Source organism: Hanstruepera flava, from assembly GCF_023634025.1.
GTDB classification, from domain to species: Bacteria; Bacteroidota; Bacteroidia; order Flavobacteriales; family Flavobacteriaceae; genus Hanstruepera; species Hanstruepera flava.
On record NZ_JALJCW010000001.1, the window covers coordinates 195,535 to 210,465 of the forward strand.

The 14,931-nt window shown below is 34.3% G+C and carries 9 protein-coding genes; all 9 read right to left on the bottom strand.

All coding sequences use genetic code 11. The annotated features are described in order from the left end of the window. Window positions 1-181 precede the first annotated feature (181 nt). Complete coding sequence (locus tag MTX13_RS01020) at window positions 182-1,186, bottom strand: LacI family DNA-binding transcriptional regulator (protein ID WP_250432513.1); 1,005 nt, start codon at window positions 1,184-1,186, stop codon at window positions 182-184. A 79-nt stretch (window positions 1,187-1,265) separates the two neighbouring features. Next, window positions 1,266-2,852, bottom strand: a complete 1,587-nt coding sequence (locus MTX13_RS01025) for a T9SS type A sorting domain-containing protein (RefSeq protein WP_250432514.1) — start codon at window positions 2,850-2,852, stop codon at window positions 1,266-1,268. Between the two features lie 334 nt (window positions 2,853-3,186). Continuing rightward, window positions 3,187-4,101, bottom strand: a complete 915-nt coding sequence (locus MTX13_RS01030) for a glycoside hydrolase family 17 protein (RefSeq protein ID WP_250432515.1) — start codon at window positions 4,099-4,101, stop codon at window positions 3,187-3,189. 19 nt (window positions 4,102-4,120) lie between these two features. Next, window positions 4,121-5,686: an MFS transporter gene (locus tag MTX13_RS01035; RefSeq protein ID WP_250432516.1), complete on the bottom strand. Its 1,566-nt coding sequence runs from the start codon at window positions 5,684-5,686 to the stop codon at window positions 4,121-4,123. Window positions 5,687-5,692: 6 nt separating this feature from the next. After that, window positions 5,693-7,195: a glycoside hydrolase family 30 protein gene (locus MTX13_RS01040; RefSeq protein ID WP_250432517.1), complete on the bottom strand. Its 1,503-nt coding sequence runs from the start codon at window positions 7,193-7,195 to the stop codon at window positions 5,693-5,695. Between the two features lie 26 nt (window positions 7,196-7,221). Next, window positions 7,222-8,517 carry a glycosyl hydrolase family 17 protein gene (locus tag MTX13_RS01045; RefSeq protein WP_250432518.1) on the bottom strand — a complete coding sequence of 432 codons (1,296 nt, stop codon included), beginning with the start codon at window positions 8,515-8,517 and terminating at the stop codon, window positions 7,222-7,224. Between the two features lie 6 nt (window positions 8,518-8,523). After that, window positions 8,524-11,982, bottom strand: a complete 3,459-nt coding sequence (locus MTX13_RS01050; protein WP_250433849.1) for a hypothetical protein — start codon at window positions 11,980-11,982, stop codon at window positions 8,524-8,526. Window positions 11,983-12,156: 174 nt separating this feature from the next. After that, complete coding sequence (locus MTX13_RS01055; protein WP_394801241.1) at window positions 12,157-12,999, bottom strand: glycoside hydrolase family 16 protein; 843 nt, start codon at window positions 12,997-12,999, stop codon at window positions 12,157-12,159. Further along, window positions 12,995-14,923 (bottom strand): Ig-like domain-containing protein, encoded by a 1,929-nt coding sequence (locus tag MTX13_RS01060; protein ID WP_250432520.1) that lies wholly within the window; start codon window positions 14,921-14,923, stop codon window positions 12,995-12,997. The genes MTX13_RS01055 and MTX13_RS01060 overlap by 5 nt, the downstream gene beginning before the upstream one ends. Window positions 14,924-14,931 lie beyond the last annotated feature (8 nt).

A 14,931-nucleotide genomic window follows, 5' to 3' on the forward strand; every position in this document is an offset into this window, starting at 1 on the left:
ATTTATTGATTGATGTACTTATGTGACGCAGGTTAGATTAAAACGTTACAAAAAAAACATTTGAATATATACTTTGACATAGTCAACGACAATCTCATGATGAAAACCAAATCATCAACTGCCATAATAAAGTTCTAAACCATTACTATAATGTAAACACATAAACAAAGGTTATGTTTTTTTAAAGAGTTGTACCTCTTAAAACAAGTTCTGTCTTAATTGACATCTTTTTGTTTTTAACTAATTGATTTTCAATTTCCCTAATAACCAATTTTGTAGCATTAAGTCCTATATCAATTGGATGTTGAGCAATTGTTGAAAGTTTAGGGTTAGTAAATTGTAATACATTACTATCAGAAAACCCAATTATTGACATATCTTTTGGCACCTTTCGCTTAAGTTTCAATGCTTTATGCAAAGCAATAACTCCTGATGTATTATCTATTGCTATTATACCATCAATATCATGATGATTGACTAATAATGACTCTATTTTAAACTCACAATCGGCATCAGCTAAATAGCTAAGAATGAATGGTTCGTTCATATAATCTTTTCTTTCAAGCAGTGCTTTTTTATAACCACTTATTCTTAATTTCCCTACGCTTAAATCAGAAATATTACTCAACAAAGCTATTTTTCTCCTACCTTCCTTTAGTAAGTGATTAGTTGCCTCATAAGCTGAAACATAATCATTGATAATTACTTGAGTACAATTGACATCATTTAAGACCCTGTCAAACATTACCAAAGGAATTTGTTCATTCATTATTGAATTAAAATGTTCCGAACTATTATTTAGTTGCGTTTCTTCAGCAACTGAAACAATAAATCCATCAACACTTCCATTTGATAATATTTCAAGGCTTTTCATCTCTTTATCATAAGACTCATTTGATAAACATGTTATAATATTATAACCATGCCTAGCAGCTTCTCTTTCAATACTAAATAAAACTTTTGCGAAAAAGTGATTTAAAATGTCAGGAATTATAACACCAATTGTCTTCGTATTCCTGCTCTTTAAATTAAGAGCAGCACGATTGGGCTTATAATTGTATAATTTAGCCAATTCCTTAACTCTCTCAATTGTTTCTAAACTTATTTCATCGTTATCATTTAAAGCTTTAGAAACGGTAGAAACAGAAACATTGAGTTCTTCAGCTAATTTTTTTAAAGTTACCATAGTTTTAAAAAATAAAAAAGTGCGCTAACAGTTGTAACGCACTTTTAATATTATTCAATATTACTCTAGTGGTTAATAATTACTGCTTAATTAATTTAACACTTTTAGTTCCTATTGCAGTATTAATTCTCGCGAAATACAATCCAGCTGGTAAGCTTGAAGCATCAATAATAGCTCCTGTAGTATTAATTTTTAAATCTAATACCTGTCTACCTTGAATATCAACTACCTGAATGGAACTGATTTCTTGATTATTAGTTTTTACATTCCAAACGTCTTGAGTAGGATTTGGATAAACGTCAAAGTCTGACAAAACAAATTCTTCCGTGCTCAATGGGTTGGATGCTGAAAAATAAATATTATCAAAATAAACTACAGTTGTAAATGCTGTAGAAGGCGTACCAAGCTTCCATACTAAAAATGTACTTGGGTCAAATCCTTGATTAGTCCAAAAACTCATTGGAATTACAACTGTTTGCCATGATCCAAATACAATATCCTCTTCACTACTGCCATCAGTTTTAAATGTGTAAAATTTTTCACCCGAACCACTGTTAATCATGATATAAAACTCATGCCCATCTGGACCTGGAGTCAAATCTGGAGCAAAATAGTTAAAATGCATAAATCCAGCTGATGATATATCAACTGTAGTATTATTAAACTGACCCCAAGAATCAACAGAGAAATCCATTTTAATAACCTCATCATTTGATGGCCCTAATTCTACAACATTTCTAACCCCAAAACTTCCTTCAGCTACATAGGCATTTGTATAACCTGGATTATCATTAAAAAGACTTAATGCAACATCTCCATCTGGTGTAACGGGTGTAGGTGGAGTATCGGGTAACGTTGCTATGAAAGAAATAGTATATGTTTCTGTAACATTTCCATTAGACGAAGTTACTTCAACAGTTGCATCACCTGGAATTCCAGATGCTTGGGTAATTGTTGCCATAGCCCCATTACCCTCTTCTGTTGGTGTTGCAAGAGTAATTTGAGGAACTGTAACTGTTCCTACTACTAATTCATAACTATAATCAAAAACTGTAGGACTAAACCCATCAATTGTTGCACCATCTACTTGTAAATCACTTAATGTTGCATCATCTGCAGGGGTTATTGGATTTTTCCAAAAATATAAATTATCAACATAAATAGCACTTGTTGTACCATTTCCACCGTCAAATTTAAATTGAATTAAATTAGCCAAATCTACAGGACTAAAATCTCCCAAAGGGATATCAAAACTTTGCCAAACTCCAGGTGAGTTAGGAATTGCATACGGTGTTTCAACAGGTCCAGGGCTAATAATGTATACATTTGGAGCCACTCCTCCATCCGTCCAAATGTCTACATGTAAAAACTCCATTCCAGCAACGTTGTAAGATCCGTTAAGATCAATTCCTTGGTAATTAAAATTGGGATAGGCAAGCACAAGATTTCCGGTACCTGTATCATAAGCCGTGTTCGCAGTTCCAAATCCAGATTGACTCCAATTTGGATTATAGTCAGCTCCTGCTATATTATCATAAGCATCACTGTAAATTGATATTACATCTCCAGGGTTTCTTGCTGGTGGTGTATTTGGATCTACTGTTGGCGCTTGAGCAAAACCAACAACAGATAACATAAAAGCAAAAATCAGTGTAATTTTCTTCATAATTTTTATTTGTTAATTGTTAAATATTTAAAAACTCGATACATAAAATTCGATTTTAGTAAAGATAAGACTCAAAAAATGAAAAATCCATAATAACCACCAATACAAAAAACATACAAATCAAAAAAAAACTGTAGCGTACATTAAAGCTATATAAAATATAGAATTAGTATGGTTTTATATGACATCAAGCTTTTTAAGTGATTTTTGATAATTTGATAATGTATGGGTCATGTTGTGGCGATGTCACTAAATGTTGCGTTATTATTTCTTGATCTCCTTTTTTAATTTTATGCTTTACAACTTTAAAAAAATATGATTATCAATTTGTGAACTAATATTTTAAATTTTCATTTTTATTCCAAAGTCCCCAATACGCACCAACATCACCCTCATCGCCAACTTTCCAAGACTCATCAAAAGATGAGAAGTAGAATATAGGTATGTTATTTTCTTTGGTCCAGCTAATGGTATCAATAAAATACTTCATAGCGGCAATATCGCCTGCAACCGCTCCTTTTAAACTTCCTCCCTCGCTTGGCCAACCTGTTTCGGTTATAATAATTGGTTTTCCATTTGCAGCATCTACAACCTGACCATACATGGCTTGCATATGGCCCAAAGCGTATTCTATCGGGCAACCTTCCCAATAAGGATATAAATTAGTCAATATAACATCTGAATGTTCCACTAATTCAGGATGCCTAGAAAACTCATAGTAAGCATCCACATAGCCAACTGGAATATCTAAACCTGATAAAGCATCCTTAACGCGGCTTATATAAGCTAGTAACTCTTCTAATGATAAATCATTTCGATATAACACTTCATTACCAACAGCAGCCACATCAACGTAACCTGCCTTTGCCAAAGAAATCAAACCATCGATTTCTTTATCATTATCTTCCTTATCATCTCCTAACCAAGCCCCAACTAATGTATTCAATCCATGCTTTTTAGCTGCAACAGGTACGTGCTCATTGCCTTCAATACATGAAAAAGAACGAATGGCTTCAACATATGGTTTTAGAATCTGCACACGACGATCAACCTGATCAAAACTAATATCATCACCTGGTTGTTGTCCATCTTCATACATACTAAAACATATTCCATGAAATCCTTCATTTATAGTTTTATGCCATAAATCTTTTAAGGCTTCAAGTGATAATTTTGATGCATCAATTCCTACAGTGTTTTTTTGACTATAGCCTCGGTATTTATAATATGACTCTTTTCTATACGACATATATTCTATCCATTAAATTTTATAATTCACCTCTCCTTTCAACAAGCTGTGCTTTAATTTCTTTTGCCCTTTTTTCATTCAAACTATATTTCCACATAACAATCATTGCCATCGCAGCAGTAGTGGCTGGGACAATAATATCCGCAATTCTCAACCTAGTCATAGTTTCAACAGCTTGTTCAGTTATATTTTGATCAAATCCAACAATTTTTAAAATTACACCACTTAATATAATAGCTAGTGCTTGACCTAGTTTAACCATCCACCAATAAATTGCACCAAAGGTTCCTTCTTTACGTGGCATCCCATTTTCTAATTCATCTAAATCACATACATCTGCTGTCATGGACATCATTAATGTGAATAAACCACCCATTCCAAAGGCGAATAGTGGTATTGGAATAAAAATTAGCCAAGGTATACCATTACTAGCATCAATACTGAACCATGACATGCCTGCCTGATCCAAGTATGGATTTAAAAAATCAAAAACGGAAGCTACACCATTGTTTAAGCTTTGCCCAAAAGATGTCTGATTAAATTGATCATTAAGTTGTATATCGAAACCCCACCATTTTAAAATGTAACCAACTATGGACAGAAAAGTTGAAATTAAAAACGCTTTTCGTTTACCCCATTTGGTTGCCATTTTGGAAATTATTGGAATGACTAAAAAAGCCGTAATAATAGCATTTAGAGTGTTGAACCAAGCTGGCCAAGTTCCTGCAAGTTCCCAACTTCCTTTATTCATATAAAATACAATTATAAAAACCGAAAAGGCTGCTACAAGTTGAAATCCATTAAATACCAAAAAGGTTGCTCCACATAACTTCATAAACGGCTTATTTTTGGAAACTTGCTTAATTCCATGCCATAGCTCTTTCATATTTGAAGCCAGCGTTTTGAAATTTATCTCTTTTCTATTTTCCATATGTGCCGCATCAATTCCCCTACAAAAAAAGGCTGGCAAAACCCCAAAAACTATACAAACTGCACCAACAATAACAGCCATGGTCCTAACACCTTGAGCTGGATTATCGAAAGTATTTACATCTGGAATTATTACATACAACCATGGTACAATCATCCATGCAATTTGCCCCATCGAATTAGCAAGACTCATTAAGCGGGTTCTTTCATTATAATCAGAAGTCATCTCGTAACCAAGACCCACCAACGGAGTGGCAAACATAGTATTACCAACGAGAAACAAGATTTGCAAAATCATCACATACCAAAAGTTGAAGGTCTGTGATGCATTTTCATCAAGTTGCCACATTAATATAAACAGAATACCACTAATAATAGCTCCGCTGAAAATATAGGGTCTTCTTCGTCCCCATCGCGATTTTGTATTATCTGATATGAATCCCATAATGGGATCTGTTAATGCATCAAAAATTCTAGGCAAGCCACCAAGAAGTCCAGCCCAAACGGGATCCATACCAAAAGCTGTGAGTATAAATACTTGTAAATAAACACCCAAGACTCCAGGCAAAAGATTCAACACAAAATGTCCAGCTCCAAAAGCTGCTTTTTGACCAATTGGGACTTTATTTCTTGAAATGGTATGAGTCGTTGACATAATTATTTAGATTTTATTCGGAATAATTATTGTTTGAATAGCTTGATCACCTATCCCGATTCCTATTTGTTTTCCTTCTAATTCTATTCGAAATTCTCTTGATTCTTTTCCCTCATTGAAAATAATTATAGCTATTGAGCCATTTGGATTTTTTGCAGCAGTCATAACAAGATCAGTAATTGGATTTGAAACACCTATCACCTGGGCACCTGGTCTGATATACTTACTGAAATGAGCCATGACATAATAAAGTGGTGTAAAGTAGACTTCATTGGCATCTGGATCCACAATAACAGGTGCAACACACCAATTTTCGAACCAATTAGGACCACCTTGCCTATCTAAAACCATATTCCAGTCTACCCATCCATCAACCCAGTTATTTAAACAACCAATAATATCTCTAGCATATCTATTAACTGGAGCATACTTTGGATGCAAATATTTTTCATCTTCTGCAGCCCAATCCCATCCCCAATCTGTGGCTTCTTTTTTCCAATACCAAGCATCATCTTTCCATTTTGGAACTTCTGAATCTACACATCCTTCCGTTTCAATTAAAAACTTATCAGGAGCTTTTTGGTGTGCGTATTGCAAAGCTTCCGGAAATACTTCGTAAGTGCTTTCATACCAATGAATAGCAGTTCCATCAAAATATCTTGAAGATGCTTCTGTGGCGTACATAACATCTACCCATTCTTTTAAACCAGCTCTATTTTGATCGTAACCTAAAATTTTCACATCTCTTTTCCCTTCTGCTTCTAATTTTGGCCCTAAATGATTCTGAACAAAATCTGTTTCTTCTACTGGGTTAAAATGCATACTTTCCCAGTTATTACCATTACCATGTGGTTCATTTACTGGCGTAATTCCCCAAATATCAATCCCTTCAACTTTATAGGCTTCTAAATACTTATTAAAATACAAAGCAAATGTGTCATAAAACTCTGGTAGTAATTTTCCGCCAACATAATTTTTATTGTCTTTCATCCAAGGCGGAGCGGTCCAAGGTGAGGCTATGATTTTAAACCCATCTTTTGAAGTAGCCATAGCGTCCTTTATCATAGGAATAAGATCTTCTCTATCTTCTTCAATAGAAAAATTAGTTAACTCTAAATCTCCTTCATCTGGTGCATAGGTGTAATTATTCAAAGAGAAATCACACGAAGCTATATGAGTTCTCGTTAAAGAATAGTGTGCACCATCTTCTGAAAAATAGGCATCTAACACTTTTTTTCTATTAACTTTACTGAGCTTGTTTAATAAATATGCTGAAGATTCTGTAAATGAACCTCCAAAACCTGTGATGGTCTGATATTTCTTACTCGGTAAAATTCTAATGATTTTAGCAGAATCATTGATTTGAAAGCTATCGAGTTTGGATAATTTATTCCCACTGGCTGAAGTTTCATATACCTCAACGTTCAAAGCCTTATTTTGTTCTTTCTGATTACAACTAACCATAAACCCTAAAAAAAGACAAGCCATTACATAGCTCATTATTTTCATATTGCTTCATTTTCATTTTTTGCCCATTATCTATGGGCCATTAATTCTTCATGTGATGGCGGCACCAAAACATCAACCATTAACGATTTGTATTCACCGTTGTAGGTTTTTGAAATTGCATTGTCATTTCGTGTTAACCCATTGAAAACACCTTTATCTACTAATTCCCAAATAGGGTATTTAGCTTGACCATCCACTGTGAATAAACCAAAGTGATTTTCTGAACCCTTGGGATTGTGGGCATCTTTCCATTTTTCATTGAATGCTTCAAAATAAAAGCAGGAAATATTATTGTTATTTGTCCATTCCCTAATTTGTTTGTAATAAAGCCCTTGTTTATACTCATCAGTGGCTTTAGAACCATTTGGACCATAATGACCATTAGATACACTAGCCCAACCTGTTTCTCCTATGTGTATGGGTTTGGTTATGCCTAAACTTTTTACATAATTAGAAACACTATCAAATTGTTTTTTTGAAAATTGAATAGCCCGTTTCATGGCTGCATTAATTTTTTCAATACTGGATAATTCTGTTTCATCTTCAGGAACTACCCAAAATTGTGGATTATAATGTGTATTATGATATGGGTAAGTATGCATTGAAATATAATCAACCACTTCAATTAATTTATTTAAATCCTCATTATGATATTGGCTATCACCTCCGCCCCAGGATGCAAAATCATCCGAGCTTGTTATCCATAAATCTTTTGGAAGTTTTCCTTCCTTTTTCAAGTCTTGCAAATGGGTAACCCATTTTAAAATGACATGAGGCTGCACATAGTAACTTGTTGCCCATTTTACCATGGCTTCATTACCCACAGCTAAAATTTTCACTATATCAGGATATGCATTTGCTAATTTTACGGCACGTTCAATTTCTCCTGCGTTATTGGGACTTTCTATATCGTGGTTGGGAGCTTGGTCTGTCCATGCGTTTAAACAGTCTATCCAAGCACCTAGCATGACGTACATTTCAAAATTAGGGTCTTCAGATTTTAACTCTTTAATAGCCTTCAATACATTAGGCGCATGATCTAATTGTACGTTGTAGGTACGTAAAATTTTTATGCCCATGGCAGACAATAGTCTCATATCATTTTTAAGCTGCTTAATGGTTGGCTGACTATCTCTGGATATCTCTCTGTAACCGCCATAGGATATTGCTAGATATTCTGGATTACCCAAAATATCTTTTGCTGTTAAGTGCTTCACTTTTTTCACAGGTACTGTATTGCTCTTTTTTGGGTTTGAATCATTACATGAAAACATAACTATTGATAAACAGACATAGATGATATGTAATGATGTTATTTTCATTGGTTTTTATTCTTTTAGAGAAACTAGTATATAGTTTATTTCACCTTTTCTTTTAAAGACGCTCTCACTTGATTTTGTGTCCATAATTAGAGAATCAAAGACTTCTGATTTACCATTGTTTTTGACTACTTCTATAGAACTTTGACTAGATAGTTTATATATGATAGGCACTTGACAATAGGTGAAGCAAATAGATTTTTCATCGACAGGCAATTTTTTGATTTCGTTATTCAGTGCTGTGTAAACAAAAGTTTTAGTCTCTTTTAAGAATTCATTGCCTCTCAATAGTTTGGGGTTGAAGACTATTTTTCCGTTTTCCACAAAAACACCCAATTCACCAAAACGACATAGAATATCTTCTTTTACTTGACCTGTCATCCCGGGTTGTTGAGCACCTTTACCTAATGGTGTATGCGAATATGGATCTGTTGGAAAGGCTCCATATAGTTTTGGTGATTTGTGAACACCAATACCTTCATTTATTTCATAGTAATGGTCCAACAAACCTCCAATGGTCACTTCACTTTCACCATCTTTATACGCTTTCAAACTGGTTTCTTGAACTGCTAATAATAACTTTGATACCATGTGCCAGTAAATGGAACCAAGACCTTCATATCCAAAAAATGTTCCCGAACGTCCTGTAAATGCCTTATGATTAAACAGTTCTTCATAGGTGTTTAAAAGTAAGGTTCTGTCTTTTTTAACAAGTGCTTCATACTTTTGTGGTAACGCATCAAGAGCTTCCTTCAATTTATCTGCATTATTAAAGTTGCCATTAAAATGATAACTATTTAAAACATCTTGTTGAATAATCTGCTTATTTCCATCTTTGAGTAATTGTTGCAACAATTCAGACTGCTCAACGGCTTGTTTAGGTAGCTTATTTTTTTCAAAAAATCCTAGAAGCTCCTTATTCGGATATAATAAATAACTATACTGATCTGGCCTGAACAAAGTACTAGATTTTAAGGCGTTTAAAACTTCTAACGATTGCTCTCCAGAAATATACCCTGAACTTAAAACAGCTACTTGTCCTTCCAGCATTTCTGGCAAATATGAAATTGCTATTTCAGAATCACCTTTAACAGTCATTAAATTATATGCGTGATAGAGCTTGTCTTCGCGTTGGTTGGCGTTGATAGAATGCTCAAGATAAGCATTGGATAAATCTAGAAACTGTGAAATACTAGCTTTGGTTATGTTGCCTTTATTTCCCGAAAATCCGTTATCGTAAATTTTCAATCTAAAATCACTTCCGGCTTGACCTAGTCCATCTAGTACCAATTTTCTATCGCTATTTGAAAAACTAGTGTTTAGGTGATTTTTAAAATCATTAAAAGTGTTCAGTATTCTATCAAAAAACACTTTAAGTTCTTCTGAAACTTCAAAAGATTCGGTTTCAGTATTTGATACTATGTTTTCGAAAAAGCTAATGAATCGTCTTAAATAATATAGCGTAACCATAGAAACACCGTTCCCCACCAAGGCATTATTAGCATCGTTCCATTCAGGTCTTTGCGTATTCATCCAAATACCGCCTTCTGGTATAAAATTGGACAATTTTGCCAAAACAGTTGCCAAAAGCTTTTCCATTAAATTAGCCTTACAAATGCCTTTGGTTTTATCTCTCAACAAAGCACCATCAGCTCCAAACTCATCACGTAATTGGTGTATTTTGGCATCTAGTGCATCATCAAAAACAATGGTGTCTTTTGGGTTTTTTAACAAATCTGAATAAGCTTTTATCTTGTATGGTACGTTGGCATACACAAACATATTCTCATTAAAATAAGTAGCTAATTTATGTGGATAATGACTTTCTATAATTTCTAAAAACTTGAGTAGATAAATAATTTGATGGTCTCCCCAATATCCTATGTAAGACCATGGATCATCTGGCTCTATCGTTTCCCAATCAAAACCGTCCTTTGTAACGCGATATGGATTATAGCCATCAAATGTTGTCGCATTTAAGAATTTATGAATCATGCCTTCAATAAATTCTGGATAAGAATGAGCTAGGGCTTCCCAATTCTGAAAGATATCGCGCCAATTCCCTTCATAGTCTAAAATTTTGGAACCATCAACCTCGCTTCTTGTGTTAATTGAAAACTGATTCCATGGACGACTTGGATCGCCATGTCTTCTACTGAATTTTAATGGTAAATATTCATAACAAAGCCTTTTAAAATCACTGTTATTATCAGCGTTTGCGAGACCTTTTAAGTATTCTAGACTAAAGGTTTCTGGTAAACTATTTAGTGCATGTACCTTTTCTTTATAGACTTGTTTATTCGCTTTTTGTAGATATGGTATAAAATCGGTTTTTTCAATTTGATAGTTATTGTCAAAAATACCTCCGCGCATAATGTTAAACAAGGTATTTGAAAAATGACGAGCATTGCGCAATTTGTTTCTACTTAGCTGCATAGCATCAGATGCTCCTGCTAATTCTAATAAATGCTTGGTACCTAAATGAACATTATCTAAAACTTGAGCTTTTAAGTTGGTTTCATATTTTATTTTTTCTGAAATACTAACCACATCACTAATGCTTTGGTTAACATTGGCAACGAACATCCAATCTTGTTTCTGTCCTGATTCCAAGTTGAAATCTGTAGAAATAAAATAAGCACCTTTTTCAGCTTTAACGTCTGTTTCTGTCTGAACGGGTTCTCCTCTTCTGAATTTATCCAGTTGCATTGAAGACAATAGATATTTTGGTGATTCAAACCCTAAACTCCAGACGGTGTTTGATTTTAAAGCTTCACTCGGTTCAGCCTTGTCAACTATTATGGCGCTTAATGCATATATACCTATACCTGTTTGTTCTTGCAACTCACTACGTTTGTAGGCATCGACCAAATTACTGTAACTATTTTGTAAGTCAGATCCGACTCCGAAAGGAATTATGTTTTGAAGCCCATCTAGAACATTCACGGTCACAATAGAATTTGAATGATTAATTAGCTTTGACTTTTTAATAAAACCATAGGCGTTACTGGTACTCCATTGATAACTAAAAGTCAGTTCTAAATCATTGTTGATTTCTTCAAAAATCACTTTATTGCCATATTGATTTTTATAAATGTTTCGTTGAATGTCGTAGATGCCGTAATATCTATTGGAAAAAGGTTCCCATAAATAAGTCTTATTACTTTTAATAACACCCAATATGGTTTTACTCCCTGTTGTTTCAGCAGATTCTGTGATTTTATCATCTGTATAATATGGAAATAATGCGTGATTCGCGTCTTTTCTTCCTGCAGACAGACCACCATTACTTGATATAAACATCCAGTGATTGGAATTACTGATGAGACTCATAAAAAATGGTCTCATCCGGTCGGAATTTGAAATTTTAAAATAAACCTCGCCCTCAAAATTTATAAGTTCACCAGTAATCGCTTCCTCGTCAAAGGAAGCCTGGTTGTTGCCTAAATAAATTTTATTACGACTCATAATTATCTCTTTGTCATCTATATCTTGATTATTAGTTAAAGCTTTTGTCGTCATTGTAGTTTTTTAAACCTACACCTACAAACTAGTAGGCTAGATTGATGATTCGTAAAAATTTGGGTATTTTTTAAGGTCGAGAAACTGTCTCGACCTTTAATATAATATGTTTAAAGTGTTCTATTGATAAACGCGGACATAATCAACGTACATAGTCTGTGGAAAAATAGTATTGGCATTTGGAGGCCCTCCATAATTACCACCTACTGCAACATTCATGATTATGTAAAACGGTTGGTTATCAAAAATCCAAGGGCCAGGAACATCTTCTGGTGTTATTTGATTGTACAACACATCATCTACATAAAAGTTAATGTATCCTTGACCCCATTCAATACCAAAGACATGGAAACCTGTATCAAACCTATCATTTACTAAATCGTAAGCTTTTGATATAGATTCTCCTGCAGAATATCCAGGTCCGTGTACTGTTCCATTAATAATAGTTGGTTCACTCCCTCGGTTTTCCATGATGTCAATCTCGCCACATGCTGGCCATTCAACCACATCAGAATTTGAGCCTAACATCCAAAAGGCTGGCCACATACCTTGTCCCCATGGTAACTGAATGCGGGCTTCAAAACGTCCGTATTTTTTTTCAAATAAATCTTTAGTTTGAATTCTGGCCGAAGTAAAACCTGAACCTTCATAAGATTCTTCACGAGCAGTAATCATCAACATCCCATCTTGAACACTAATATTTTCTGGTCTGCTTGTATAGTATTGTAATTCGTTATTTCCCCAGCCGGGTATACCTTGCTCGGAACCATTTCCAATGTCATAATTCCATTTGCTTGTGTCTAATGGTCCATCCGTATTAAACTCATCCTGCCAAACCAGTTGGTTCAAAGTTGTTACAGTCTGGGTTTCATCTGTAGAACAACTTATTAGAAACTGACTAAATACTATTAATAGTATATAATTTAATTTATTCATTTTATATAGTTTCTTTTTTTTATTAATCAATAATTTGAATATCGTCAAAATAGTAGGTGCTACCGTCACCAGGTAGATCTACAACAAATTCAAAAAATACTACTATTCTTACGTAATCTATTGAAGGATTATAAACGCTACTGAAATCCCATTCCAATTCTTCCCATTCATCCGAAGTGGTTGTTGAAGCATCAATTTCTATACCCGCAGTGTTATTTTGATCTTCCAACCTAACCTTTATTGGGATACCACTTTTTGGAGATAGAATTTTCATCCTGACTTTTTGAGAGGTCAAAAAATCAATAGGAGAATCCAAATTTAATGCAGTACCAGCAAAAAATTGAGCTCCTACAGTTTTAATCGACTGCATAACTGTTGATGTTGGATTAATTCCGGTCGCCATAGGATTGGGCTGAATCGAAGAGTCTGCTCCTTCAAATCCAACAAAATCATAAACTAAACTCGTAGATTCAAAACCTATTGGAAAAGCGACTTCAGTTGCCATAGAATCATCCACATTTGGTGAAGGTTCTAGTACATCACGGTAAAAATAAATATTATCTAAATAGAAATTACTTAACGATGAGCCATTAATGTTTTCATATATAATGAGTCCTAAATTATCTTTATTAGCTAAAGTTAAAGGGAACTCTAAAGTGACCCATTGATTAGAAACAACGTCGGAAGAATTAACAAAAATCTGCTGTCTGGTGTCATCACCACCACCATCTTGTCCGTCATCGCCAAAATCTACAACCGAAATTAAAAAGTCAAAATCTGATGGGACATCACCTGGTATATACATATTGAGATGTAAATTGGAATGTCCCGTCGCATCTACAGTTGGGTTCGCAAACTGATTTCCAACAAAATTAAAGTTCGTATAATTTAATATATTATCTCCATTAATAGCAAAATCAGCTGATAAGGTAGTTTGGAATGGTTCCCAATAGCCGTTATAAAAATCAACTGGCACATTTTCATAAACATCACTAAAAATTGAAATCACGTTATCTGGGTCTCGTGTTGGTTCAGGAGCTAAATCAAAATCCCCTAAAGAATTAATTGTTAGAGATCCAACAGCTTCCAATCCTCCAATAGCAGCAGTAATAATAGCTGTTCCACCAGAATTAACCGTTATCTGGCCTAATTCGTCGACACTAGCAACACCAGGATTAGAAGAAACAAATTCAAAATAACTAGGCGCTGCTACAACTGTTTGATCAAGGCCTGTTCCTAAATTATAGGTTTGAGTTAAACCTGAAACTTCCAACTCTACACCTGTAAAAGTATCTACTATAACATCCTCTCCGTTTTGAATTTGGGGTCTTGGATGAGCTAGTGTACCTAATTTTTCAAACCTAATCTCATCTAGCCAAATTGTATATCCTAGGCCACCTGTTGCTTGTGTTCCCGCAGCATATCTAAATACACCTCGTTCTTCAACAAGTTTAGACGGATCTGGAATTGGAACAATATATTTATTCCATCCTGTACCAATACTTACATTAGTTATTGTTGCTTGATATTTGTTATCTATAAAATCTTCACCAAAACCAATGGCATCCAAGTTTACTCCTTGCGATGCTTTGGCATAGAAGGTTAACGCATCAAACCCTGTTAAATCTCTTCCTGCACCATCAATTCTTAAAATCGCTCCAGCATAATTACCTTCTGGATCATCAGCATTTGGTACATTTATACGAATTGACGCGCTACCTCTATATGTATCAATTCCATCAAAAGATACGGCATCCGGTTTAGAGCCGTTGTAAGGAAAGTAAAAATTGCTTCCTAAAGCAATTGGCCCATCAATAAAAATATCACCTTCTTTGGAAAATCCAGCCAAAACAGCATCATCTGATAAATCACGTTCACAGCTTCCTATTAATAAAACGGCAAATATTAATAGTAGCCCTTTAATTTTATTATTGATTTGTATATTTCTCATAATCTTAT